Consider the following 21,756-nt stretch of genomic DNA (forward strand, 5'->3'; position numbering starts at 1 on the left):
ATCAGTAAATTCTTTAAGGCCCTTAAAAATTTCCTTAACGTTTTTTAAAATGGGTAATCGACCTAGCAAAATGCTTAGCGTTGAGTAGGGTGGGCTTGACGAGTTGCTTTATGAGCACTTTTTCAATAGCCCACCCCAACCATACTTGAAATTTTCCCTTCACACGGCTCTCCAGTATCTTCAATCCGTGACTGATTGCGTTAATTTCCCTGAATGGATTTGATTATGACATGTTCGGTACAAGTGTTTCCGTTGCCGCGCCGCCATTATCTATACCATCTTGGTTTTTCTTTTTGCTCTTTTCATTCTAAATCTTTAAGTGCTCAAATATAGTGCAATTCTACTTTGTTTGAGAACCGCATATCTCACATGAATCCGCGAGGAGGCTTTGAACTAATTCATTTCTTCCTTTCGTGTGTCCGTTATCCGGGGTATAGTTCAATAATAGAGAAAGGGCTATTTATAATACAAAGTAATTAAATGATAAGTAAAAAAGTGGATATAAATTATTGAAAATAAAAGTTTTTAGATCTCATCTAATTTGTTTCTCTTTATATTAACCATTAGCGCAGTAACCGCGTTCTTGTTGACAAAAAGGCTTTTATTATAAGTGCTTGTCTATAATTGTTTTATAAGAAAAAGTGGATTTACAACTAAACAAGAGCCCTATTCAATGTGGAGGGGGAGATGAAGGACAAAAAGAAATCGATAAGTTAAAGGAAAACGCGGTGAATTAAAGGTCAGGCTATATAATTAATGTTGGTTCAGTTGACGCAATAATATCTTTAACTTTATTATCTCTAGCTATTTCTACTAGCTTTATTTCCAGAGTCGTGCATCGATTAGAAAGCAGTGCACTTCTTTCGGAGTTGCACTGCTTTTTAAAATTTCTCCAGTTTATATGATTATTAATTAGAAAATCTGTATTAAAGACTCGCTAAATGAATCATTAGTTTATTTTTTTAACAAAATTGCTTCTACGTTACTAGGGTTTAGAGCTATTTGTAGTGCTCTTTTTTCTTCTTGGTTTAAAGGGACCAATGGTAAGCGGACACCTCCAACATTTATCCCTCGCATATTTAATGCTGATTTTACCGGTGTTGGGTTTGGTGCAGCAAATAAAGCTTTCATAATTGGAAGAAGGTTACGGTGTGCATTGGCAGCACCTTGGACATCGCCATTTTTAAAGCTATTGATCATTTCTTGCATTTCATTACCAATTATGTGTGAAGCTACTGAAACAATGCCTGTTCCACCGATGGCTAAAACCGGTAATGTTAACCCATCATCGCCGCTGTACAATGTAAAATCGTTAGTTGTTTTGCTGATGATTTGTGCCATGGCATCTAAGTCACCACTTGCTTCTTTTATTGCCACAATATTGTTGATTTTTGAGAGGTTGACAATCGTCTCTACTGACATGTTCACAACACTTCGTCCGGGGATATTATATAGCATTACCGGTAATGATGTTGAATGGGCAATAGCACTAAAGTGCTGAAATAATCCTTCTTGAGACGGCTTGTTATAGTATGGGGTAACGAGCATGATTCCGTCGACTCCTGCTGCCTCTGCTTGTTTTGTTAAGCTGATGGAAGCCTTCGTGTTATTTGAGCCAGTTCCAGCTATGACTGGAACTCTTCCATCAACAACTTCTACAACCATTTTGAATAAATCCACTTTCTCTTCTGCAGTTAATGTAGGAGACTCCCCAGTTGTACCAGCTATTACTAATCCATCAGTACCATTAGCAATTAAATAATTTACTAGAGTTCTCGTAGCATTGAAATCAACCTCATCATTATGATTAAACGGGGTAACCATTGCGGTTAAAACTTGGCCAAAATTCATAACTTCACACCCTTTTGTATAATTTTTTTTAAAAATTCAGAGGTGGTTAGGGCCATTCAGGAATAAACGCAAAAAAGCAACAACGAGGATTCGCTGCTGCAGTAGAAACAATATTTATCAAAAAAATGTTTCCGCGCGTAAGATAGCCCTCCATATAGTTTCCTATATGACAGTCCTGTATTTTTTCAATAGCAGAACCAGCTTCAAGAACATGAGATTCTTTCCGCTTCGGCAAATCCCCCTTTCCACAATAGTCATAGGATCTCATTCTCCTCAAAATGTGTACTAATGGTCTTTGCTCCTCTATCCTCACTTCAAAAAGTATGAAGTAAGAAAATATTTAATTGACTGTAATATAACAGGGAATCCTTTCTAATGCAAGTCCAATTTTGAAGTTTTATTAAAAATACATGGATAATCGATGGAAAAGGCTAGAAGCTCTTCTCTTTGTGGGTGGCCCTTTTTATTGAGCTTACGTGGGGCGGGTAAATCAAGATTGTGAAGGATTGTACTTAAACTAACGGGTGCGTTAGCTGAAGAACGGAGCTGTCTTTAAGGCAGCTTTTTCTTATGGAACTAAAGGGGCAGGATATTGTTATAACAATCCTTTGTAAATCTTATTTTGTTATAATGGAAATAAAATCTTAACTATTTTTAGGAGATAAAATGTTTAAGAAAATTAAGACTTGGGCGAGAAATTTAAAACGACAGATTTTTATCCTTTACTTTGCTTGTAAAGATGAAAGGGTACCTTGGTATGCAAAAGTATTTACGGCTTGTGTTGTAGCTTATGCATTCAGTCCGATTGACCTAATACCTGATTTTATACCCATTCTTGGCTACTTAGACGATGTAATTCTCGTTCCAATAGGGATAATGCTTGCATTAAAGATGATACCAAAGACTGTATTAACCGACTGTGAAGTTAAGGCAGAAGAAATGATGAAAAACGGTAAGCCGAAGAATTGGATAGTCGGCTCAATGATAGTATTAATTTGGGGCTTAATTATAATATGGGCTATTATTAATATTTATCGCATACTCCATTAACGGGTGCGTTAGCTGAAGATCGGAGCTGTCTTTAAGGCAGCTTTTTCTTATGCAGCTATCGGGGCAGTTTAGTTATCCATTTGATTCGTAGCAAGTTGCTCTTTTATCGTTATTCTTTGTTAAGTAGTATTGTTGTTTTTCAGGTATAAAATATGATATTCGAAGGTTTCTTTATTAATGTTAAAGGAATATCCTACTTCAGAGGCGGTATTAAAAGCCGGAGAAAGTAGACTAGCAGAGCGTGTAATGGAGTTCTGTCCTAGCCATGGGAAAAAGCAAAATAATGGATTCCGCATCTCGAAATCCATTTAAAAAAGCGTGTATGAAAGTCACGTAATCAATCTTCGTATGTATATTGAGTTTGCTTTTTCATTACCAGGGTCACCTTTCTGATTTGGAAGATCGTATAGTGGCCCTGGCAAATGAACTGGAAGAATATAAGATCATCCAATCGATTCCCGGTATCGGAGAAAAAATCGCAGCCACGATTATCTCTGAAATTGGTGAAATCGATCGGTTTAATCATCCGAAAAAACTGGTTGCCTTCGCTGGAGTAGATCCAAGTGTTCATTCATCGGGAAAGTTTACGGCAACCATTAATCGTATAACAAAAAGAGGTTCGAGCAGACTACGTCATTCTCTGTAACTTGCCGTATTATGCGGCATAAGAAGTTCAAGGAACAAAAAGCTTAAAGCATTCTATGATAAGAAAAAATCAGAAGGAAAACCTGCCAAAGTGTCAATCGTTGCCTGCATGAATAAGTTGCTTCATTGGATTTACGCTCTATTAAAGAGAAAAGAAACGTTCCTAGATTTAGCCTAATTAACGGTTTTGTGAAACAGAGAAAAATCCTTCCAAAGGGTTTTGGAGGGTTATTTGGCATGGCCAAAAATAGTATATCATAAGGGAAATGAAAATTTTAGAGAAAGATATTGACATCCTATTAGCTGGTTAGTTGGATAACAAAGGTCAAAACATATTAGTTATATATTATATGTTATGACCTTTAATTAATAAATCTTTTTTTAATTTAGGTCTTGATAACGATTAAGGATGTAGGCTTTATTTGTACTTTGTAATTCTAACACAACTACACAATTGTACAATTACACAAATTCATATTCTTCTTTATATTATAGATAGTCATTCTTGTTCCACCTGTTTTTTCACTTATATTTTTCACTGACTCATTTTCATTGAGCAAACGGATTATTTCATTGGAACTACTCGAATAATTATTTGAATAGTTTGAAAACTTTTGGTATAATAGAAAAAAGGTCAAGGAGTTGGTTTCCTATGGAAAAGAATTTGGCTAATACACCACCACAATCTGAAATAAACGTCAAGGATTCTGAATTTGCTGAAATGGTGATAAACAAAGCCCTTCTAAATTTCCGAAAAGAGCAAATCCGAAAAGAGATTGACCAGTCATTACAGGATAAAAACAAAGAAGAATTCCTACGATTAACAGAGGAATTGAAAAACATTTCTTAAAATGTTGTTTATAAAATGAACTTAACATATTTGTAACTTTAAGAAGTACGCCAAAACGCCAATCCCATATCTATAAGGGATTGGCGTTTATTTGATTTTTATCGATTAAGCACGATATTATAAATAAGTTATTATTTGTTCCAAAACTGGTCCTTTTCTGAACACACCACTGTTCGATTTGAAAAAGATGTTTTTTATTGCCTTTCTCGTAACAAAACTTTGTTCATTATGAAATCATTAAATGACTCTAGTGTGGATTTTTACTTGTTCAACTAACGGGTGCGTTAGCTGAAGAAAAGAGCCGTCTATAAGGCAACTCTTTTTGTATGAAAACATATTCGTGAAAGGCCATACTAAAATAAGCCCACCATATTCTAATTTTTTTGAAGGACGTAAATGTACTATGTCGTTATTTTAACTGGTTATGCAGTTTGTTGTTCAGATGGAGCGATTGTATAGCCTTTCTTTTTTAGGTATTCGATCATTTTTAATTCTTTGTTCATTTGTTTTTCTTCAAGGTAATTTGAGCCTAGTTCTTGATAGGGTTCCCCTGTTTTTAAGATGTTGTAAGCAATCGTTAATAGTAAATGAGCAGAAGCGATTCGTCCCTTCATTTTTCCCTGCCGTTTGGTAATCCTTTTTCGATGTGAAGCAATTCGATTATTTTGCCTTGATGTCGCTAGTACACACTCTACAGCCATCGTTTTTAAAGCTTTGTTACCTTGTGTGGTTTTACTCGTTTTTTTTTACCAGCACTTTCGTAATTTCCGGGACTCACACCAGCCCAAGAGGCAAGGTGTTTAGCTGACTTAAATACGGACATATCAACGCCCATCTCTGCAATAAAAGTAGCTGCGGCAGCTTTGTTCACACCAGGTATTCCATCCAATAATTCTACTTCTTTACGATAGGGGGACAGGAGTTGATCGATTTGTTTTTCCAATTCTTCTATGGCTTTTTCTAAATAACTCATATGCTCCCAATGGTAACGCAACATATCACGATGATGACGGCGAATACGACCATTAATTGCACTGGCAATGTCAGTAATACTTGCTTTTGTTCGCCAATCCACCATTTTTCGAAGACCATCGGTCTCTATTTTTTCACCGTTTAGAATCGCTTCAAGGATACGGCGTCCCGATACACCAAAAATGTCTGATAGTACGGATGTTAGCTTGATATTAGCATCTTGAAGAATTTTGTGAATGCGATTCTGCTCTGAGGTGCGATGATGAATCAATTTTTTTCGATAACGAGTAAGATCTCGTAAATCACGAATATCCTCCGGTGGAACAAAATTGCTTTCAATAAGTCCGCATCTTAGAAGCTTGGCAAGCCATTCGGCATCTTTCACATCAGTTTTACGCCCTGGAACATTTTTGACATGTCTGGCATTGGCAAGAACAAGGTGAAAAGAATCTTCGAGTATATTCCATATTGGTTTCCAGTAGACTCCAGTACTTTCCATCACAACATCGGATACCCGAAGGGTAGTTAACCAATCACTTAAAGCCAAGAGTCCTGTTGTTGTAGTTGAAAAAGTTTCAATAGAGGTATTTGGCTTTTTATCTAATGGACCAAATAATACACAGGCTACTACTGTTTCTTGGTGTACATCTAGGCCAGCACACCGTTCAATCATTGCTTCCATAGGAGAATCACCTCAATAAAAGATTAACAATACATATGACAGGAGATTTGTTACAAAAATTTTTGTATACGTACTTGTAGTACACTAAATGGTTCTTCAATACTGTCACAACCAGTTTCTTATACAGGGTATCTTCCTTAAGATCCACCAAAAAAGGTTCAGCCTGGTTGTATTGTTATCATCCATTATCGTCAAGGAGTTAAAGGGTTAGACTCTATTTTGAGTTTAGATTTTCGTAGTAGATGGTGGCGGCGAGAATCGCCGCCATAGAAGTTTCTTATGGAACTAAAGGGGCAGGATAATTAAGTAACGTCGCATAAGACATATAGTAAACAAATAAAAAAAGGCAGTGTACCACGCTGCCTCTTTTCTTATGGGTTAAAGAAAACGAAGAATTATTTCATCTTATCTAGTGAAATTATTCTATGTTTTAATTCTGAATTCATATTTAAAACACCTATCACAATTTGATTATCTTCCGTCAATGTTATGTATCTGAAATAATCATCATCAGAAATCAACAAATCGGTGTCATTCGTCATTTTTTCCATTTTGGCAAATACATCTACTGTGTACTCAAGGTGAAAAAAATCATGAAATCCCTTGCTTGAGCTACCTACCCAGGTATACAGAAAATCTTTCAGTGTGATTTGTTCAATCCCCGATAATTGCTTCTTGAATTTTAACTTATCTACTGTTACGCTTATCATCTTTCATCACTCCTTAACGAGTCTTAATTATATATATTGAAGTCTCCTCCAACAATGCTATTAGCGTAACAATCCGTTTACAGTTTAGTTACTACACTAAAGGGGCAGGATAGTTCCATAAGGAATACTGTTAAGTGACATTAAAGTCGATTAAAAACGTCAGTCCTGTTATTCCATTAAAGGGCCGGATTGTGGAGGATTGGAAAATTTTGATTCTACAAATAATTGGGGGATTGGAAGAAGGAAAGCTATACATAATTAGTGATGTAAGTTTATGCTTTTTATGTAATAATTATTCTGTAGAAATGTAAAGTTACAATTCATACATAGTGAAGGTGGGGATCATAATGGCAACGGGAACGCATACTGTAGTAGTTCCAGTAGATGTACAAGCAGTTTGGGATTATGTCAGTGATCTCGAAAAATGGGCAACGACAGTACCAGCCTATAAAGAACATGAAATCATAAATGACAAGCAATCTATTTGGACATTTGAAGGTAGTGTGAAAGGTATTAAAAAAACAATACAAGCGCAGGTAGATATTACCGAATGGAATGAACCTTCAAATATTAAGTTTGAACTAAAAGGTTTATCAGATAATTTTACAGGAAGCGGTCACTTTACTGCAGAAGATGTTAATGGTAAAACAATAATGACTTGTACGGTGGAAATCCATGCAGGCGGATTATCTGGTGCGGTGTTAACACCAATTATTAAATGGGCTGTTCCAAAAGTAGCATCTCGTTTAACAGAATCTATCGCACGTAAAATTGCAGTATTCTCATAGTTTTCAAAGATTGAAAGCCAATTCATTTTGGAGATACCTTCTCTGAAGTATAGATGGTAACATTCTGAAGTGACCAATATAATGATATCGAGCTCTACTAGAAATTTTATAATTAGCGGAAAGGGGGCTGTCCAAAAAGGATGGCCTCTTTTTTTCAATATTCCAGAATCGCTTTTCTTAATGAACTAACGGGTGCGTTAGCTGAAGGTCGGAGCTGTCTTTAAGGCAGCTCTTTTCTTATGGAACTAAAGGGGCAGGATAGTTGAAGTAGGTTATGGTATATTTAGGGTATTATTATGTAAGGGGTTTATTAATTATCTCCTCCTAGTATAAAATCACCGGTACCCCAATTCCTTCTTGTAGTATCATAGGTTCGCTTGTTATACGAGATCATAGTCCCAACCAGCCTCAATCATGTTTCTACAAGTAGGGGGCGAACTGTTTAGTTGACGGGATCAAGTCCCACGGGTGCGGACGTTCTACCCCGGCTACGGTTATCATATATCGATATAAAAAATGGTCAACCAGAAATATTTTCTGGATGACCTTATAATACGAACGGGTGCGTTAGCTGAAGATTGGAGCTGTCTTAAGGCAGCTTTTTCTTATGTAGCTATCGGGGCAGTTTAGTTGAATAAGGAAAATGGAATTATCCATTTGATTCGTAGCAAGTTGCTCTTTTATCGTTAGGCTTTGTTAAGTAGTATTGATGTTTTTCAGGTATAAAATATGGGAACGTCCGATTTGGACGTTCCCGTTCTTATTCCATTAAAGCCCCCTATAATGGAATAACTGTAAAGCTAATGAAGCTTTATTAAAAGCTGCGTTTCCCTGGCCAAGCTCCTTGCATTTTACTAAGGAATACAATTTGCCCAATATGATATGCGTCGTGCATTGCTAAACTCTTCAGTTCAAGCACTAATGAATTATCTTCTCCTGGGACCTGTCTATACAAATCTTCATGTTCTGATTTTGCTAGTATTTTTCCAAGTTCACGATGAACATAAAAGTATTCTTGTTTTGTTTCCTTCCAATTTTCTAACGTCTCAGTTGGTAATCGAAATGTAGATTCATTATTTTCTGCCTGTGGTTCATTCGCTGTTTCACCAAGAAATCGCATCAGAAATCTCTTTTCATAGAAAAGTAAATGACAAACTAATTCCCAAATGGAATTCATTGCCCCATCAGCTGGTTTCCAAATTGCCTGTTCAAAAGTGATATCCTCTAGCACTTTTTCAAGTGGTGGAAACCAGTCTTCTTCATCTAAGCAGCTTGCCCATTGCTGTAATAAAAGTGTCTTTACATCCATTTTCCATTCCCTCCAATTTAATCCCTTTAATAGATAATCCTTTTGGTCAAAATTCATTTGCGGCGTGTTGTAGATAGCTCACTAATTAAGGTGTCATGCCAATTCATTGTTCAATTAAACTGGCCCTTTAACGGAACAATGAACGTTCCGTTATTTGGAAAATTCTGATAATGTTAGTTTATCATAAGTTGTGTTAACTGAGAAAGAACAACTGTCTGAATATGTATATGGAGGCTAAACTTCAGTTTCACACCATTTTAGATCAAGTGAAGTGTTTCCTGAATACCGGAAGGTTTTTGGGGATCTATATTCGAAGGTTTCTTTATTGATGTTAAAGGAATATCCTACTTCAGAGGCGGTATTAACTGCCGGAGAAAGTAGACTAGCAGAGAGTGTTATAGAGTTCTGTTCTAGACGATCGGGTGAATGGGCATGGGAAAAAGCAAAAAAAATGGATTCCGCATCTCGAAATCCATTTTTAAAAAAACGTGTATAAAAGTCATGTAATCAATCTTCGAATGTATATTGAGTTGCTTTTTCATTACCAGGGACACCTTTCTGATTTGGAAGATTGTATAGTGGCCCTGGCAAATGAAATGGAAGAATTTAAGATCATCCAATCGATTCGCGGTATAGGAGAAAAAATCGCAGCCACGATTATCTCTGAAATTGGTGAAATCGATCGGTTTAATCATCCGAAAAAAATGGTTGCCTTCGCTGGAGTAGATCCAAGTGTTCATTCATCGGGTGAGTTTACGGCAACCATTAATCGTATGACAAAAAGAGGTTCGAGCAGACTACGTCATTCTCTGTATCTTGCCGTACTATGCGGCATAAAAGCTCAAGGAACAAAAAGCTTAAAGCATTCTATGATAAGAAAAAATCAGAAGGAAAACCTGCCAAAGTGTCAATCTTTCATTCAGTTAGCTTTTCCCTGATACAGCTGCGTTTTTTGATACGGGAGCATTTTTGCCTAATATAACAGAAAAGACAACAATCACTGCTATTACAAGAGTGAAAAATGTGATGGATTCATCTAGAAATACTGTTGCAAATAGAATCATCAAAAATGGTTGTAAGTATTGAATCTGACTAACTCTTGCTATCCCGCCCATAGCCATTCCGCTATACCAAGCAACATATGCTAAAAATTGACTAACCACTGAGAGATAAATAAAACTAATCCATGCTTGTAAAGGGGCATGAAGCATTTCAGTTGTAAGGCTTAGTCCAACTGGAATAATGAAAAATGGAGCACCGATCATAATTGCCCAAGCAATCACTTGCCAGCTACCTAATTCTTTCGCTAATTCCCCCCCTTCTGCGTAACTAAGTCCTAGTATGATCACTGCTGCCAGTAAAGCTAAATCGGCAAATTGCAATTGGCCGAATCCAAGATGAAGTGCATATATAATAACAGCTAAAGAGCTGATTATACTTGAAATCCAGAATTTAGAAGATGGGATTTCATTTGCCCTAAATATTGCAAATCCGGCGGTTGCTAACGGTAACAGGGCTAATTCCACAGCTCCATGAGAAACAGGCAAGGATTCCATTGCCCAAGAAGTGAGGAGAGGAAATCCTAAAACTGCACCAAAAGCAACAACAAGTAGGCGTTTGAATTGGCGAAGAGAAGGTAGTTTTTCTTTTCGAACGATCAATACCACGGCTACTAAAATAGCGGCTACAACTGTTCTTCCTAAACCAACGATCGTAGTCCCAAAATATTCTACGGCAATACTTGTAGAAGGGAGCGTTAAGCTAAAACAAATGACACCCACTAATCCTAAAAATAATCCGAATTTTTCTCTTGTTTCTCCCCGCATCTTTTCCAACCCCAATCTTTATGTTTTGTACCATATTTGTACCGTTTTTCACTTATCTTAAAAACAGTTTTGATATAATTAACATAATATGAGTACATTCAATAAAAACAAACCATTTTTTTACCTATCTGTCCTGGTACAGTTGGAGGGGGATCAAATATATGAACTCGAAATATATTAAGATAATGGAAGACATTAAGCTTCGACTAGAAGATGGTTCGCTAATTGCAGGCAGTAAACTTCCTTCTGTTCGTCAGTTATCCGAGTATTTTTCATGTAGCAAAAATACGGTCATTAAAGCATACGTAGAACTTGAAAAAGAACATTTAATTTATTCTGTTCCTAAAAGCGGTTACTATGTTGTGAATGAATATCAAAAAGCGACGGAAGAAAATGAGGTGATTGATTTTTTGTCTGCCGGTCCAGATAAAAACGTTATGCCTTATGTGGAATTTCAACATTGTATGAATCAAGCAATTGACCATTATAAAGAAGAGCTTTTTACATACTCTGATCAACAAGGGCTTTATTCACTAAGAGTACAGTTGGTGAAATATTTGCAAAATTTACAGGTTTTCACTCAAACAGAAAGATTAGTCGTTGTATCTGGCTCGCAGCAAGCTTTAAATTTATTAATTTCTATGCCATTTCCTAATGGAAAAAGCAATATTCTAATTGAACAGCCTACTTATTTCGGAATCATTGAGTCCATCAATCTGCATCAAGCCACTACTTTTGGAATTGAATTATCAATGGAGGGGATTGATCTTGAGCGTCTGGAATACATTTTTCGAAATAATGATATCAAATTTTTCTATATTATCCCGAGATTTCACAATCCACTTGGACATTGTTACACGAATAGCGAAAAGAAAAAAATCGTTGAGTTAGCTGAAAAATACGATGTATATATAGTGGAGGATGATATATTAGGAGACCTTGATCCAAATCCAAAATCCGATCCTTTATTTTCTTTTGATCCTTCTGGGAGAGTGATTTATATTAAAAGCCTTTCGAAAATTTTTCTCCCAGGGTTAAGGATTGGTACTGTCGTTCTTCCTGCATTAATGATTAACAATTTTTTACGATATAAATTTAGTTCCGACTTTAATAGTTCAGCACTTTCTCAAGGTGCGCTAGAAATCTACTTAAAAAGCGGTATGTTTAATAGCCATCTCAAAAAAGTTAAAGAGGTATATCGTAATAAAATGCAAATCCTTCAAGAAGCATGTGAATTATTGCTGCCAGCTAATACTTCTTTTTCTAAACCGACTTCAGGATTCTATCTATCCATCAGTTTGCCCGAGAATGTGAAAGCAAAACAGGTAGTTCATATGCTAAACGAGCAGCATATATATGTTGATGATGCCTCTAGAATGTTTTTAGCAGAACATAAAAAGGAAAATCTCGTTCGATTAAGCATCTCTCAAGTGAATGAGAGTCAAATTAAACCAGGGGTGGAGCGATTGGCACACTGTATTGCTTTAATTGACAGTAGAAAAAATCGTATTACTCCAAATAACTTTTTACTTATTTAGAAAGTGTAGGGTTTTTCCCGTCAAACGTACTTCAATGAAATATAACCACAATAGTTCTTTAGAATAATTATGTGTCTTTCCATAAATGATTTTAACTTATCCCTTAATTCCTTATTTTCCTTTTTTAATTCTTTACCTCTTTAACTCCCTATACTAGGTAGTCCTAATTGTTAGCTAAGCAAAAATGGGGTTGTTAATATGGGGAAATGGGCAAAAAAGGAAGGGAGCTGTGAATTGGTTGAAGAGCCTTGATTTAAAAAGGAAAAATGTTGAATATGTTAGAGTATCAAAAAGAATTTCAAGGAAATCTAGAATTTGCTAATGACCTTGGTGATAAAGAAAAGATTATTCGTTACAAGGGTGCTTGAGAAGTATTTATAGGATGCTACCTTAGCTTTCGATGAGTTTCTATAACTTTAAAGCATCCTTTCGAGGATGTTTTTTATTGGAATAAATACCCAATGACAATAACTAGGATGTTAATTCCTTAGAGTGACAATCAAGTCATTTAATTAATATAAAGTTGTGTAAAAGTAACTTGTTTAATAGGGTAGGTTCTGATATGATTATTTGATAAATTTTTAAGGGGTTTAGAGAGGGTGAGTCAATTGACTAAAAACCTTAGACAATTGAAAAACGTTTCAGTGTTCCAAACGCTTCTAACTTAGAAAAATAATTTAGAAGCGAGGAATAATTATATGAAAAATCAAAGAATCTTTAATAAATCATTTCTTTTTTTATTTATAAGCAACTTTTTAGTTTTTATTGGGTTTGAAATGTTGCTTCCTATTTTACCAGCCTATTTGTTAAGCATGAATGCATCTTCCATTCAAGTTGGTCTAGTAACATCATTATTTACTATAGGTGCTGTTCTAATCAGACCTTTTGTAGGCTACTATTTAATTGATAACCAAAGGAAAAGTCTTGCCATTTGTGCAAGTGCAGCTTTAATGATTATTACAATACTGTATCCTTTTCTTAATATTATATGGCTTCTTCTATTGTTACGACTTTTCCATGGTGCAGCGTGGGGGGTATCAACTACAGCTAATAGTACAATAGTAGTGGATTTAATTCCTAAGACACGCTTAGGAGAAGGGATAGGGTATTTTTCTATATCCACAACGGTCGGGGCTATCATTGCACCGAGTATAGGTATCCTTATCTATGACTCTTCTTCCTTCGATATTTTAATATGGTCATCAGTAGTACTGAACCTATTGGCAGTAATTGCGCTTCAATTTGTATATTCACCTACTATTGTAAAGCGTGAGAAGAAACCATTTCGATTTTTGGATATGATTTTTGAAAAAGACGTATGGTTCCCAGCGTTACTGACGGTTATTACAACACTTGGTTTTGGAGCGATTATTACATTTTTAGTTCTTTTTGGAAAACAAAAGGAAGTAGATCATATTTTTCTATTCTTCCTTATCAATGCAACTGTCGCAACTTTACTACGTCCGTTTACTGGAAAATGGTATGACAAAAAAGGACCTTGGTCTATTATCATTATGTCAGCTGTGTTAGGATTTTTTTCACTTGTTATACTGTCTTTTGCGACAAATGATCTTCAACTTATCATTGCAGCGATTTTATTTGGGGCAGGTTATGGAACTGTTATGCCATGTTTACAAACATGGACTGTTCAAAAGGTAAGTGAAGAAAAAAGAGGAGCAGCCAACGCAACCTTTTTTTCCAGTTTTGACGTTGGTGTTGGAGTTAGCGCATTTGTATTAGGTATTTTAGCTGAATGGATTAGTTTAGAGATGATTTTCAGGTTTGTAAGTCTAAGTTTTATTGTTGTTGCTGTTTTAGTCTATAAGGATTATATAAATGAGAAGATTAGGTATAAAAATATATAAATCGATCTAAAACAAATCCACCTCTATGTTAATAGAGGTGGATTTGTTTGCTGGATTATAATATGGCTTTTATAGTAGAATTGCTTTGATTTACGAATCTCAAACTTTGGTTTAAAAAGCCAACTAGCTCCAAAACTTATACTAATTACGTTAGGTACGAAGTTTGAGTTATAATAGTAAAAAACATCTGTATTTATTTATAGGATACATGTAAGTAAGCTTCTTGATTGAAATACATAAAAAGGATTGGTGAATAATAATGGCAATAGTTGATGTAACGGTTATTCCTGTCGGCACACAAACTCCAAGTGTTAGCAGCTATGTGGCAGATATTCAAAGAGTATTAAAGCAATATGAAAATAAGGGAGAAATTCGTTTTCAACTGACACCCATGAATACAATCATTGAAGGCGACCTGCCTAAATTGTTTGAAGTGATCCAAGCGATGCACGAAGTACCTTTTGAAAAAGGTCTTGCTAGAGTTTGTACGAATATCCGAATCGATGACCGTCGTGATAAAGAACGCAAGATGGAAGACAAAGTAAAGCGAGTGAAGGGCATGCTTGAGGAATAACAGTTTCTGTAAGTAATGGGTCTCGCAGAATGTAATGAGGAATAATCCACTTGTTATTTATCCGAGATTTAATGGGAAATAAACATCTGAAATTTACTATAAACAGATTAGATTAATAAAGCTTTCGGATTAACGTCAATGTATTAATAGCTTTAAAGCCTTGGTATTACTGATTTCTCAGTTACCAAGGCTTTTATTATTTATTATATAATGAAAGGGAACCAGCTATTTTGCCACATTTCATACTTCCCCATATTAAATGAGCATTATCCATGTATTTAAATGACCATCTACACTTTTTTCTTCGAGTACCTTTGACACGCGAGCAATAGATATCTGCTTCTGTATGTATCCTACCGTGTCATAGCGCTCTTGTATATATTTCATGCTTTACGGCTTCTATCTAACTGCATGAGTATGAGGGTAGGTAGTGAGTGTAGATAACTTATAAACGTTCGCCATAAAGTTCTTTTTCTTCAATTGGATGAAAAAGAGTGAATCCTTTTGAACAAAATACAAACCTTCTATCTATCTCGAATCCAGCCTTATTTAAAATTTCAACTGTTCCATGTGAACCAGGTCCAGGATACCCGCAACTACAACCAGATAGGTGTAGCTCATTTCCTTTTTTATCTATAAGGATGAGATCGCTATGGAGCAAAATATTATCTTTATTAATTTCTTTAACAATTTTTGCAATTTTAAAACGGTCAAAATGATCTTTAACTGCTTCGAATAACGCAATACTTTTATTGGTGATACCGCGGTCATCACCGTAATCTTTAATGATGAATACTTCTCGCTCATATGCTTTCTTAAATAGATGGTACTTTTGGTAAGTGACGTCATTAATTTTACAAATAAGTGGACTATTACTATCCAGTTTTTGATTAAACATTGCACGCCTCCTAAATAGTTAGTTTATTAAGTTTATTAGGAGAAAAAGAGATTAGTACTAAGAACCGGATAAGAGGCAAAATTTTTTCATTTTTAATTCTCGTTTGTTTAATTAATTGGAATGAAACGTGATACCTATAAGGTATGAATGAAGCTGTTAGGAGGAAGTGAAATTGTGAAATCAAATTAAAAAGCACCAAAATAGGTGCTTCCTAGTTATATATCTTCTTAAAGTAATGAACAAACATAATGTTCATGACAATTTCGACTATAGCATTAATACTTACATCGATAATATTAGTTTCCTCAAGTGAATGATAAGGGGCAAATACGACAATATAAATAGAGCCAATGATAGTTAAAAGTATGGTCCATAAGCTGTTACGTAAAAACAGTGGAATCATTAAGCCAAAAAAGGGCAAGAAGAAATCTAATTCTTTCCTACTTCTCTTTCTATAAATACCGACAAAAGATAGATGGCAATCACATTGATAATAATAAATAAAATTAGATCAATAACATCATATCCATTCATAGATGAAGAGTTATAAACTCCAGGCAGTGAAAACACTGTAAGAGCAACTAGTACCCAAAAAGTTATCCGGTATCTTTTCTTTTGTTTGCCAGTTATTGTTCCTGCCTGTAACGCCATGACGAGTTTGTTAATAATCCAAATATACATTGTTGTCTCCTTATGTAGATTATCAGACTAATTATAGGGGAGGGTCCACGTAAAAGCCATCTTTATTAAAATTCCCTGTCGATACACATTAAACGTTTCGAAACATAAAAAATCCGGATAATGGACACTTTTTTATGTGTGTCCGTTATCCGGGATATAATTCAAGGTTATACTAGAACTCTTTTTTATTAACTTGAGTGGAGTAGTTTTGTTCGCTTTGTTTTTTTTCCATATAGTTTTTTCCCCACTCTCCCATAATGTCCAGTACTGGGATAAAGTTTTTCCCTTGAGGTGTTAGCGAGTATTCTACTTTAGGAGGAACTTCTTTATACACTTCTCTGTGAACCATTCCATCCTCTTCCAATTCTCTCAGTTGTCTTGTCAATATTCCTTTTGAAATGCCCGGTAACAACCTTTGAAGTTCGTTAAATCTTCTTGTTTGTCTACTTAGATACCATAAAATAACAATCTTCCATCTTCCGGCAATTACATTTTGAGTAAGTGTCAAAGAGCATACTTCTTCTTGTTCTTCAGGAGGCGGTTCTCCTTGAAAATTAAATCGAGCCATTGATTGTATTTTCCCTCTCTCTCATAATGGTACTATTTTTGTGACTATGTCATAAAAAAATGCCTACTTTTATTATTGTGACTGTGGATATAGTATATACCTGTACTAAATAATTCAACAAGTACACGTATATTTCTGGAAAATGAAGGGGGCTATCAATAAACTCACTTTAAAAAGTTTTTTTACTTTATTGATCGAATTATTAAGATTGCTATGATCGACTTTCTAATACAAAAAATTAATCGGAGGAAAAAGATGAAAATATTAGTTACTGGTGCAACAGGTAAATTAGGCTCAAAAGTTGTAGAAACGTTATTAAAAACTGTACCGGCAAGTCAATTAGCTGTTAGTGTTCGAAATCTAAAAAAAGCCGAAGGATTACGAGCTCACGGAGTAGAAGTTCGACATGGAGATTTTGATCAACCAGAAACATTAGATTCTGCTTTTTCAGGAATTGATCGGCTTTTAATTATATCTACAGTTGGAGATGATGAAACAGTAATTAGACAGCATGCTAATGCTGTAGCTGCTGCTCAACGTAATCAAGTTAAATTTATTGCTTATACTAGTGTAACAAATGCAAGTGAAAGTAATTTATTCCTTGCCCCAACTCATGGAGCTAGAGAAGAAGCTATTTTGAAAACAGGTATTCCATACTCGTTTTTACGAAACAATTGGTATTTGGAAAATGAAATTGGAAGTATACATGGTGTGATGGCAGGAGAACCTTGGATTACATCAGCAGGTACAGGAAAAGTAGGTTGGGCACTTCAACAAGATTATGCAGAGGCAGCAGCAACCGTTTTAACTGGGAATGGACACGAGAATACTGTTTACGAACTTTCCGGCAAGCTTATGACTCAAGAGGAATTAGCATCTGCTCTTGGAACTGTGTTAGGTAAAGAAGTACCTGTGCAACTAGTGGATGATGCTACCTATGCCGATATTATGAAAGGTGCTGGGGTACCAGAATCCTTTCTTCCTATGTTCGTAAACATGCAAAAAAGCATTCGAGATGGTGAATTAGAGATAGAGAGCAACGATTTAGAAATATTACTTTGTCGCCCTTCTACACCAATAAACAAGGCTTTGAGCCAAATTGTTAGTCAAAGCATCCAAACAGGAAAGTAAGTTAAATCAAAAACGGCCTCCTCAGAAGCTTGTTATGTCAGATACTAACAGAAAGCAGTTTTATTAAGAAAGACATGATGCAGAAGAATATGACAACCTCTCTTTGTCATACCCTTTAGAAAAAGATAAGGGTGTGACAATACTGAGTAGGAAGAAAAACAACCAAATCGTTATTTATATAATAAAAGGCTCAACAATTAAAAGGTTCTTAATCCTAGATCTAATTATTGGATCAGGAATTTTTTATGTGGTCAAATTCATTTCTTCAAGCGTAATAATAGCGAGTGCGAGCAGTTTTATTGGAACAGAAGGAATTAAAAAGGCACCGAAAGTTTTAAAAAATGCAATTGGATTAATATTCTAAAGTCTAATCCACTATAATGGTGCGTTGTTTAACAAGAAGTAAAAGGAGAATACATAATATAAGCGTCTAATATGTATTCTCCTTTTTATTCAATAAAAGCACCCGGTTGTTCAGCATGATACAACGTTGACGTGGATTTAAAATGAAAGAACAGGAAGGAACAGCTAGTCTTTTATGGTAAAAGGCATTAGAGTTAAATTGTAAAGATGTTTATCCTTGCAGTACGGGCCAAATAGTAAGTTGTTTTGCAATGCTGAAATGCTAATGGAGATAGATGTTGAAGTTATGATTAGTGAAGGAAACAGTGAAATTTAATAAGTTAGAGCTATCTGGATTGAATGAAATCAATCAAGACGCAAACACTTGAAACGTAAGGATTTGCGTTTTTTTAGTTTGGAATGGATGTAACCATTACAGTGAAGTTACTATTTTTACAAAAAAAACATCACAGACTTATATATGAACATATAATGAGCGGGAGTTATAATTCCCTCTTTTTGTAATCGGTATATTAATAGGAAGAAACACGTCTTTATTACCACAAACAGATGTATATGCTGTTAAAAAGATACTTAGCAAAGTAAGTAAAATAGTAATTTTGCCTTATTGGAAAAAATAACTTCATTGTTAAATTATTGTTATTACATTATAATTTTCTAGAAACATATGAAATGTTATGAATAGGAGAAAAGTATGAAAAAACTGTGGACCATTTTAGTTTCATTTACGTTGTTAATTAGCTTATTCCCGCAATTAGCATCGGCAGCACCAAGCAAAAATTTTGAGCAAGAACTTACAAAGTATTTAAAAGAGATAAGCCTTGTCAGGGGTTTTGAAGTGACGAAGGATGATATTGAAACATCTCTTTCTTTTTACGATGAAAGTATTAATAACTTTGAATCTATTGATGATCTTAAAGATGCCTTGGGCGAAGTTATTAAAGCAGATTTAAGTAATTTAGATACCATTTATGAGGATTATAATCTAACTAATGAGAGCCTAATTAAACTAATGCGCGAAAATGGCGAAGAACTAGATGATTATATCTTTATCTGGGACCTCGATGAAGCTGTTTATTTCTATACAGAAGAGGGCGATTTTGAACGTGATCCAAACTTTGACAAAGAATTAGTCAATTATTTAGCCAAGGTTAGTAAGGAAAGAGGCTTCGAAGTAACAAAAGAAGATATTGAAGCGTCATTGGAACTCTATGATTTTAGCACGGAAGAATTTGAATCTGTCGAAGAGCTTAGCGAATTCTTAGGTGACGTCATAAAGGCAGATCTAAGCAACTTAGATTATTTCAATGAGAATTATGGAATGGATAAACAAGCCTTGCTCCAAATGTTAGAAGAAAATGGAGAAGATATTAACGATTATATATACATAGATAATCTTGAAGAAACTGTTTGGAACCTTTCTGATGGAGCGTTGGATGGTGAAGTTGCCGAGGATCTTCTTCCTATTTTCGAGGAAGAACTCGGTCTAACGGAAGAAGAATTACAGCGGCTTGAAGACCACTTAATGTCTTTGGAAGACCACCTTTCCAATCCGGAAACAGTCAAGCGACTTGAAGAATTGGGCAACCGGATGATGGCTTTCGAGGAATTTGATGTAGCAACCGAGCTTACAGCTGAACAGATAGCTGAAATGGCATCAATCTATGAAGAATTACTTTCCATCTTTAAGCTTAATGTATCCTATTCCCTTGTGAAAAGTGGCTCGGAATCACCTGTATCCCTTTTGGATTTAATGAAATTGGAAGAACTGAAAGGTGCTAACCTGAAAATAGCGATATACAATACTGAAGGGAAGTTCTTGGCTGATCTTTTAATAACAGGTGATATGGTCGATTCTGACACTCTTACTAACGCAGGCGGGCAAATAAAGGAATCGGCAAAAGAGGTGCAAAAAACCATTGAAAAGGCACCAGTTGCTAAACCAGTAAAACAAAAGATCAGCACTCATACTAAAACGGAACATCAAACGGTAAAAGGGGCTAAACTGCCAAACACCGCTTCCGATTATATCCCTAATGCTCTTTTAGGACTATGCATTATCTTGTTCGGAAGTTTGATGTATCGAAAAATTAGGAAAGCTTAATATGAAACAATTAAAGAAAAGGCGGTTGCTACTGCTTTCTTGTACAATTGCCATCATTTTATTTGGGGTTTGGTTTTCAACATCCAATGTTTATAAGTTTGCAAAAGGCTACTTTCTTTACAAGACTCATGCTCCAAGTAGCCAAGTAAATGAAACAGCAGCACAGAAACCACTAAATAATAAACCACCAAGTAATAAAACAACAAAGAAAGAGCTATATCCTGTACGCCCTAATACGGGTGAGGAAATCGGGGAACTGTATATACCCAAACTAAAAGCAAAACTCCCTATTTTCCATGGGACAAATGAGGATGAATTGGAAAAAGGCGTTGGTCACTTTGCAGGAAGTGTGCTGCCAGGTGAAAATGACAATTCCGTTCTTTCTGGTCATAGAGATACGGTATTCCGTAAGCTCGGGCAGGTTGGCGAAGGAGATTTGTTGATTGTAAGAACATCGGCAGGAGAGTTCACATACAAAGTCAGCAAAGTTCGAATTGTGGATGAGGATGATCGTACCGTAATCGTACCAAAGCCACGGGCAACGCTAACCGTAAGTACCTGTTATCCCTTTGATTATATCGGGGCAGCACCTGAACGCTATATACTTGTCGCTTTTTTGGCTTCAAAACAATTAAATTAATTAGCTAATGTTCTAAAAAAAGAGTCCCAATAAGGAAAACCCTATTGGGACTCTTATAATTTTATTTCTACAACTTGTATTTAGAGAATAAATAGAAGTTGTAATGATATATCATTCCCTCATCTTTTTAACCAAAAGAAAAAGCACCGATCATCGGTGTTTTTTCTTTGCCAATTTATGTTGTTAAGTTATCCTTATTGCTCAATGAAGTGCTCGATGTAGCGGATTTTAATATTTTATGATGGTAAATATAAGAGCCGGCTATCAAAATATATCCGATAATGAAAAGCAGCCATCCACTGGCAGGGTCGCCCACTGATATGCTTGAATACATAGCACCCGTCAAATCAAATACAAATCCGGCATAAGCCCATTCCTTAATTCTCGGAAAACCTGGAATAAGTATTGCCACGACACCTAATAATTTGGCAATTCCAATAAAGGGTAGGAGGTAGGTAGGATAACCTAAATGATTAAATAAAGCGACTGCATCGGGAACAGACATTATATCTGGAATAGAACCCAAAACCATTAGTGCCACCAAAAGCCCTGTGAAAATCCAATATATAATTTTTATTTTTTTCATTTATTCTCATTCCCTCCCTTAGATTGACATTTTAATCATATTCCACTTTCCTTTTATAAATGCATTCTATAAAAAATTATTGCACGTCTAAAGTCTGAGCGATTCTTTAATAAGAATCGCTCAGA

Annotated in this window: 20 protein-coding genes, 2 pseudogenes and 1 riboswitch; of the genes and pseudogenes, 12 read left to right on the top strand and 10 right to left on the bottom strand. The window is 35.4% G+C overall.

Going from position 1 to position 21,756, the window contains the following annotated elements; all coding sequences use genetic code 11:
- Window positions 1-954 precede the first annotated feature (954 nt).
- Entirely contained in the window at window positions 955-1,851 is an 897-nt protein-coding gene (gene dapA / locus NYE63_RS09415) for a 4-hydroxy-tetrahydrodipicolinate synthase (protein WP_342604908.1), read from the bottom strand.
- A 135-nt stretch (window positions 1,852-1,986) separates the two neighbouring features.
- Window positions 1,987-2,165, bottom strand: a riboswitch (Lysine riboswitch).
- A gap of 352 nt (window positions 2,166-2,517) precedes the next feature.
- Between dapA and NYE63_RS09420 the strand changes: the two genes are divergently transcribed.
- The 3 genes and pseudogenes from NYE63_RS09420 (at window position 2,518) to NYE63_RS09430 (ending at window position 4,396) form a co-directional block, all read left to right on the top strand.
- On the top strand, window positions 2,518-2,901 hold the full coding sequence (locus NYE63_RS09420; protein ID WP_342604909.1) for a YkvA family protein: 384 nt from the start codon (window positions 2,518-2,520) through the stop codon (window positions 2,899-2,901).
- A gap of 156 nt (window positions 2,902-3,057) precedes the next feature.
- Window positions 3,058-3,724, top strand: a pseudogene (locus NYE63_RS09425) (IS110 family transposase); the annotation flags it as partial.
- Between the two features lie 474 nt (window positions 3,725-4,198).
- Window positions 4,199-4,396 carry an IDEAL domain-containing protein gene (locus tag NYE63_RS09430; RefSeq protein ID WP_342604910.1) on the top strand — a complete coding sequence of 66 codons (198 nt, stop codon included), beginning with the start codon at window positions 4,199-4,201 and terminating at the stop codon, window positions 4,394-4,396.
- Between the two features lie 422 nt (window positions 4,397-4,818).
- Here the strand turns inward: NYE63_RS09430 and NYE63_RS09435 are convergent, their stop codons facing one another.
- The 3 genes from NYE63_RS09435 to NYE63_RS09445 all read right to left on the bottom strand — a co-directional run bounded on the left by NYE63_RS09435 (window position 4,819) and on the right by NYE63_RS09445 (window position 6,760).
- Window positions 4,819-5,097 carry a hypothetical protein gene (locus tag NYE63_RS09435; RefSeq protein WP_255264142.1) on the bottom strand — a complete coding sequence of 93 codons (279 nt, stop codon included), beginning with the start codon at window positions 5,095-5,097 and terminating at the stop codon, window positions 4,819-4,821.
- A 5-nt stretch (window positions 5,098-5,102) separates the two neighbouring features.
- Window positions 5,103-6,050, bottom strand: coding sequence for an IS110 family transposase (locus NYE63_RS09440; protein WP_342602057.1), 948 nt, complete (start codon window positions 6,048-6,050; stop codon window positions 5,103-5,105).
- Between the two features lie 395 nt (window positions 6,051-6,445).
- On the bottom strand, window positions 6,446-6,760 hold the full coding sequence (locus NYE63_RS09445; protein WP_342604911.1) for a hypothetical protein: 315 nt from the start codon (window positions 6,758-6,760) through the stop codon (window positions 6,446-6,448).
- A 347-nt stretch (window positions 6,761-7,107) separates the two neighbouring features.
- On the opposite strand from NYE63_RS09445, the gene NYE63_RS09450 reads away from it, so the two are divergent.
- Window positions 7,108-7,548, top strand: coding sequence for an SRPBCC family protein (locus NYE63_RS09450; protein WP_053347531.1), 441 nt, complete (start codon window positions 7,108-7,110; stop codon window positions 7,546-7,548).
- Between the two features lie 814 nt (window positions 7,549-8,362).
- On the opposite strand, the gene NYE63_RS09455 is transcribed toward NYE63_RS09450, so the two are convergent.
- Entirely contained in the window at window positions 8,363-8,857 is a 495-nt protein-coding gene (locus tag NYE63_RS09455; RefSeq protein ID WP_342604912.1) for a DinB family protein, read from the bottom strand.
- A gap of 221 nt (window positions 8,858-9,078) precedes the next feature.
- On the opposite strand from NYE63_RS09455, the pseudogene NYE63_RS09460 reads away from it, so the two are divergent.
- Window positions 9,079-9,770 (top strand): annotated as a pseudogene (locus NYE63_RS09460) (transposase); the annotation flags it as partial.
- 10 nt (window positions 9,771-9,780) lie between these two features.
- Here NYE63_RS09460 and NYE63_RS09465 read toward each other — a convergent pair.
- The gene (locus NYE63_RS09465; RefSeq protein ID WP_342604913.1) at window positions 9,781-10,683 is read right to left on the bottom strand and encodes a DMT family transporter; all 903 of its coding nucleotides are present in this window, start codon (window positions 10,681-10,683) and stop codon (window positions 9,781-9,783) included.
- A gap of 161 nt (window positions 10,684-10,844) precedes the next feature.
- Between NYE63_RS09465 and NYE63_RS09470 the strand changes: the two genes are divergently transcribed.
- From NYE63_RS09470 to NYE63_RS09480, 3 genes are all read left to right on the top strand, one after another.
- Entirely contained in the window at window positions 10,845-12,221 is a 1,377-nt protein-coding gene (locus tag NYE63_RS09470; RefSeq protein ID WP_342604914.1) for a PLP-dependent aminotransferase family protein, read from the top strand.
- Between the two features lie 698 nt (window positions 12,222-12,919).
- Window positions 12,920-14,086 (top strand): MFS transporter, encoded by a 1,167-nt coding sequence (locus NYE63_RS09475; protein ID WP_342604915.1) that lies wholly within the window; start codon window positions 12,920-12,922, stop codon window positions 14,084-14,086.
- Between the two features lie 259 nt (window positions 14,087-14,345).
- Window positions 14,346-14,660: an MTH1187 family thiamine-binding protein gene (locus NYE63_RS09480; protein ID WP_063234531.1), complete on the top strand. Its 315-nt coding sequence runs from the start codon at window positions 14,346-14,348 to the stop codon at window positions 14,658-14,660.
- 445 nt (window positions 14,661-15,105) lie between these two features.
- Here the strand turns inward: NYE63_RS09480 and NYE63_RS09485 are convergent, their stop codons facing one another.
- From NYE63_RS09485 to NYE63_RS09495, 3 genes are all read right to left on the bottom strand, one after another.
- Window positions 15,106-15,558: a hypothetical protein gene (locus tag NYE63_RS09485; protein WP_342604916.1), complete on the bottom strand. Its 453-nt coding sequence runs from the start codon at window positions 15,556-15,558 to the stop codon at window positions 15,106-15,108.
- A 429-nt stretch (window positions 15,559-15,987) separates the two neighbouring features.
- The gene (locus tag NYE63_RS09490; protein WP_342604917.1) at window positions 15,988-16,239 is read right to left on the bottom strand and encodes a hypothetical protein; all 252 of its coding nucleotides are present in this window, start codon (window positions 16,237-16,239) and stop codon (window positions 15,988-15,990) included.
- 172 nt (window positions 16,240-16,411) lie between these two features.
- A complete protein-coding gene (locus NYE63_RS09495; protein ID WP_342604918.1) occupies window positions 16,412-16,807 on the bottom strand; it encodes a helix-turn-helix domain-containing protein in 396 nt (131 codons plus the stop codon).
- 255 nt (window positions 16,808-17,062) lie between these two features.
- Between NYE63_RS09495 and NYE63_RS09500 the strand changes: the two genes are divergently transcribed.
- The 4 genes from NYE63_RS09500 to NYE63_RS09515 all read left to right on the top strand — a co-directional run bounded on the left by NYE63_RS09500 (window position 17,063) and on the right by NYE63_RS09515 (window position 21,045).
- Window positions 17,063-17,938, top strand: a complete 876-nt coding sequence (locus NYE63_RS09500) for an SDR family oxidoreductase (protein ID WP_342604919.1) — start codon at window positions 17,063-17,065, stop codon at window positions 17,936-17,938.
- Between the two features lie 142 nt (window positions 17,939-18,080).
- On the top strand, window positions 18,081-18,302 hold the full coding sequence (locus NYE63_RS09505) for a hypothetical protein (protein WP_342605720.1): 222 nt from the start codon (window positions 18,081-18,083) through the stop codon (window positions 18,300-18,302).
- Window positions 18,303-18,995: 693 nt separating this feature from the next.
- Complete coding sequence (locus NYE63_RS09510) at window positions 18,996-20,405, top strand: processed acidic surface protein (RefSeq protein ID WP_342604920.1); 1,410 nt, start codon at window positions 18,996-18,998, stop codon at window positions 20,403-20,405.
- Window position 20,406: 1 nt separating this feature from the next.
- Window positions 20,407-21,045, top strand: a complete 639-nt coding sequence (locus NYE63_RS09515; protein WP_342604921.1) for a class D sortase — start codon at window positions 20,407-20,409, stop codon at window positions 21,043-21,045.
- 175 nt (window positions 21,046-21,220) lie between these two features.
- Here NYE63_RS09515 and NYE63_RS09520 read toward each other — a convergent pair whose 3' ends face one another.
- Window positions 21,221-21,631 carry a DoxX family protein gene (locus NYE63_RS09520; protein ID WP_342604922.1) on the bottom strand — a complete coding sequence of 137 codons (411 nt, stop codon included), beginning with the start codon at window positions 21,629-21,631 and terminating at the stop codon, window positions 21,221-21,223.
- Window positions 21,632-21,756: the final 125 nt, after the last annotated feature.

This window comes from Peribacillus sp. FSL E2-0159 (genome assembly GCF_038643155.1).
GTDB classification, from domain to species: domain Bacteria; phylum Bacillota; class Bacilli; order Bacillales; family DSM-1321; genus Peribacillus; species Peribacillus simplex.

What these genes read in the sequence shown, in the direction of transcription:
- dapA (WP_342604908.1), bottom strand. Translation starts at nt 1,851, where the DNA reads ATGAATTTTGGCCAAGTTTTAACCGCAATGGTTACCCCGTTTAATCAT.
- NYE63_RS09420 (WP_342604909.1), top strand. Translation starts at nt 2,518, where the DNA reads ATGTTTAAGAAAATTAAGACTTGGGCGAGAAATTTAAAACGACAGATT.
- NYE63_RS09430 (WP_342604910.1), top strand. Translation starts at nt 4,199, where the DNA reads ATGGAAAAGAATTTGGCTAATACACCACCACAATCTGAAATAAACGTC.
- NYE63_RS09435 (WP_255264142.1), bottom strand. Translation starts at nt 5,097, where the DNA reads ATGGCTGTAGAGTGTGTACTAGCGACATCAAGGCAAAATAATCGAATT.
- NYE63_RS09440 (WP_342602057.1), bottom strand. Translation starts at nt 6,050, where the DNA reads ATGGAAGCAATGATTGAACGGTGTGCTGGCCTAGATGTACACCAAGAA.
- NYE63_RS09445 (WP_342604911.1), bottom strand. Translation starts at nt 6,760, where the DNA reads ATGATAAGCGTAACAGTAGATAAGTTAAAATTCAAGAAGCAATTATCG.
- NYE63_RS09450 (WP_053347531.1), top strand. Translation starts at nt 7,108, where the DNA reads ATGGCAACGGGAACGCATACTGTAGTAGTTCCAGTAGATGTACAAGCA.
- NYE63_RS09455 (WP_342604912.1), bottom strand. Translation starts at nt 8,857, where the DNA reads ATGGATGTAAAGACACTTTTATTACAGCAATGGGCAAGCTGCTTAGAT.
- NYE63_RS09465 (WP_342604913.1), bottom strand. Translation starts at nt 10,683, where the DNA reads ATGCGGGGAGAAACAAGAGAAAAATTCGGATTATTTTTAGGATTAGTG.
- NYE63_RS09470 (WP_342604914.1), top strand. Translation starts at nt 10,845, where the DNA reads ATGAACTCGAAATATATTAAGATAATGGAAGACATTAAGCTTCGACTA.
- NYE63_RS09475 (WP_342604915.1), top strand. Translation starts at nt 12,920, where the DNA reads ATGAAAAATCAAAGAATCTTTAATAAATCATTTCTTTTTTTATTTATA.
- NYE63_RS09480 (WP_063234531.1), top strand. Translation starts at nt 14,346, where the DNA reads ATGGCAATAGTTGATGTAACGGTTATTCCTGTCGGCACACAAACTCCA.
- NYE63_RS09485 (WP_342604916.1), bottom strand. Translation starts at nt 15,558, where the DNA reads ATGTTTAATCAAAAACTGGATAGTAATAGTCCACTTATTTGTAAAATT.
- NYE63_RS09490 (WP_342604917.1), bottom strand. Translation starts at nt 16,239, where the DNA reads ATGTATATTTGGATTATTAACAAACTCGTCATGGCGTTACAGGCAGGA.
- NYE63_RS09495 (WP_342604918.1), bottom strand. Translation starts at nt 16,807, where the DNA reads ATGGCTCGATTTAATTTTCAAGGAGAACCGCCTCCTGAAGAACAAGAA.
- NYE63_RS09500 (WP_342604919.1), top strand. Translation starts at nt 17,063, where the DNA reads ATGAAAATATTAGTTACTGGTGCAACAGGTAAATTAGGCTCAAAAGTT.
- NYE63_RS09510 (WP_342604920.1), top strand. Translation starts at nt 18,996, where the DNA reads ATGAAAAAACTGTGGACCATTTTAGTTTCATTTACGTTGTTAATTAGC.
- NYE63_RS09515 (WP_342604921.1), top strand. Translation starts at nt 20,407, where the DNA reads ATGAAACAATTAAAGAAAAGGCGGTTGCTACTGCTTTCTTGTACAATT.
- NYE63_RS09520 (WP_342604922.1), bottom strand. Translation starts at nt 21,631, where the DNA reads ATGAAAAAAATAAAAATTATATATTGGATTTTCACAGGGCTTTTGGTG.